We start from the raw sequence: 2,517 nt of genomic DNA on the forward strand, positions 1-2,517 counted from the left end.
AATGTTTTTAATTCGGTCATTTAGTCTATCTAAACTCCCTCATTAAAAACATTTTTTGCCTCAACCTAGGGGTTTTTCGTAAGTCCTGTAGAAGACTCATATTCAGCCCTAAGCATTTCTTTTATTTTTTCGGGGGTTGGTCTATCCTCTGGGCTTGGCGACACCATAGGTAAAAGATAATGAGTTATTGTATCTTTTTCGAATTCCTCAAGATAAATAAGATCGCTATCAAATGTACCTTTCTTATTTAAACGGTATATTTCTTTTATACCCCATTTAGGGCCAGGCGTGATCCTTTGCTCTCCAAAGAGCTCAGCAAGAATATGTCCTAAAGCAAATACATCACTTGCGGTGCTACTGCCTTCTCCTACAAATCGTTCAGGAGCCATATATAATGGGGTGCCTCTTATGTGAGGACCCGCATCATTTTTATGAATTTTCTTGGCAAATGCAAAATCAATAAAAGTGACAATTGGTTGCTTTGGGTTTGAAATATCAATCATTATATTTTTAAGTGAAATATCATTGTGAACCAAGCCCTTATTTGCGACTTGTTCTATATAGGCGTTGAGAATAGCAATAGCAATTGTTTTACGAGTTGCGATATCAAGTTGCATCTTGGATTTGTCATGTAGAATATCATGTAACGTGGTACCAGACGCTTTTTTAATGAACATATAGGCACATAGTTTTCCGGCGTTATCTCTAAAAAATACAGGTTTTCTTACACTTAAATGTCCTGCTTGCTTCGTTCGCTTATATTCTTTTTTAATGCTGTCACGCCATTGTTCTTCTTCTTTATCTTGTTTAAAGAACATGAATTTTCTCACTCTGTCTTTGTGAGGTTTTGTATGCGCGGGAACAAACTCGAGTTCCTTACTAAAAGAAATTAACTTTCCTTCAATGTTGTCCACTGTAGCGTATTTTCCAATGCCTGCGCGACTATTTTTCATCACTTCAAAACAATCACTGATACCATCTTTCCCTAAACGCCAATTCAGCTCATGGGTTAATTTAAATTGAACTTCCTTATATGTATAAATCGTATCCGGTAAAAAAACTTCGGGTTGATCATCTCCCTCTAAAAATTCTTTTAGGAATATACTTTGTTCTTGAGTTAAGTCAGTCGGGTTAATCAGTGTAATTGATTCATTTGTTTGGTGTGAGTTTTCATCTGTTGTAGATATTCGAGTCATTTGAAATTAGTTAATAAGATTAAATGAATTTGATTATACATATTAATTATTAATTAAACATTATGTCTATTAATTGACAAATGGAGGCGAATTTTTAATTCATTATTAAATGGCTGTTTTTTTGGGGCAACTAACATAAAGAAAACATTTTATTATAGACGATCTTCATGATATTTTAAATGATTAACAAATACCCTATAATGTCAAATTAAGATCTCTTAGAGAAATTTAATGGCACTTGAAAATACTGTTGATTTCAATATTAATCAATCGATTACAGTGGACAAAGAAAGCGAAATTTTTTATAGCTATTGCTAAAAAAGATGTCCATAGTTTTATTATGGTGGGTGTCGTGGTGGATGGCAAACCTAAGCTTTTAGCGAAGGTAGGCAAGGGAAATATTATTGATAAAAGCTTTGGAACTAGCTGTGCCCAGCAATTCACCTTGTTTGGAAAAATGCTTAGAGGTCATTCAGATGCTTTATTAATAGATGAAGGTATTGGGAGTTCAAATCAGTTTCCAGTAATTAGCTATCAAGCTTATGCTATCTCCTTCACACAGTATTTAGAATTTTTAGCGATAACAAAAGATATTCATCTGGAGCAGTTAGAACTATATAAAGAAAGACCCAATCCAGTTGAGGAAATGAAACAATTGACCTATCCTGAAAGGGCCATATTAAAACTCCGCAAAGGTATCTATTGTTATATTCCTGATGAAGAAGTATCCCCAGGAAAAATTACTCTAAAATACCTTTGTACGGGACAATTTATTAAAAACAGTTCTCATTTAGACTTAGCCGAATACAATTTGCATATTTTGAGAAAGCTTTAGTATTGATTTTGAAATTTGTTAGAAGATCCCTGAGACAATCTAGCCCCAACCGGAAGAAACTCGATTGCGGTCTTTTTTGGTTTCGGAGTTTTTTTAATGGAATGGGTTTTAAAGCGGCTTTCCACTCGCCGATTTTATGGGCCCAAACAAACCCTACTGCAAGCAAAGCGATAAGTCGTTCAATTCGTTTTTGATTGACTATATGGGTTTCCTCAAAACGCCAACCCTTTGACTTTAGCGCACAGAACAGAGTTTCAATTTCCCATCGGCGTAGGTAACATGCAATCGCATTTTTCGGGTGCTTGTTAGTGACTACAATCATTAATTCATCACGTGAATTTTTACTACCGGCCAAATAAAGTGGTTGGCCAAACATCTGTACTTTCATGCCGAATACGTGTTGTTGATAAGGTGCAAGATGAGAAAATAACTGGGCTGATTTTTTAAACTTTTTTCGACCAATACACACATCCATGTTACCTTTAA

2 protein-coding genes and 1 pseudogene are annotated in these 2,517 nt (G+C 34.9%); 1 reads left to right on the forward strand and 2 read right to left on the reverse strand.

Annotation, left to right across the window (positions count from 1 at the left end):
* Positions 1–65: 65 nt before the first annotated feature.
* On the reverse strand, positions 66–1,196 hold the full coding sequence (locus DGG96_RS20445) for a protein kinase domain-containing protein (protein ID WP_110144301.1): 1,131 nt from the start codon (positions 1,194–1,196) through the stop codon (positions 66–68).
* 250 nt (positions 1,197–1,446) lie between these two features.
* Here DGG96_RS20445 and DGG96_RS20450 point away from each other — a divergent pair, with 250 nt between their 5' ends.
* Positions 1,447–2,031 (forward strand): hypothetical protein, encoded by a 585-nt coding sequence (locus tag DGG96_RS20450; RefSeq protein ID WP_110144302.1) that lies wholly within the window; start codon positions 1,447–1,449, stop codon positions 2,029–2,031.
* Here the strand turns inward: DGG96_RS20450 and DGG96_RS20455 are convergent.
* A pseudogene (locus DGG96_RS20455) lies at positions 1,970–2,517 on the reverse strand (IS4 family transposase); the annotation flags it as partial. The gene DGG96_RS20450 and the pseudogene DGG96_RS20455 sit on opposite strands and share 62 nt — an antisense overlap.

The sequence above is a fragment of the Legionella qingyii genome (assembly GCF_003184185.1).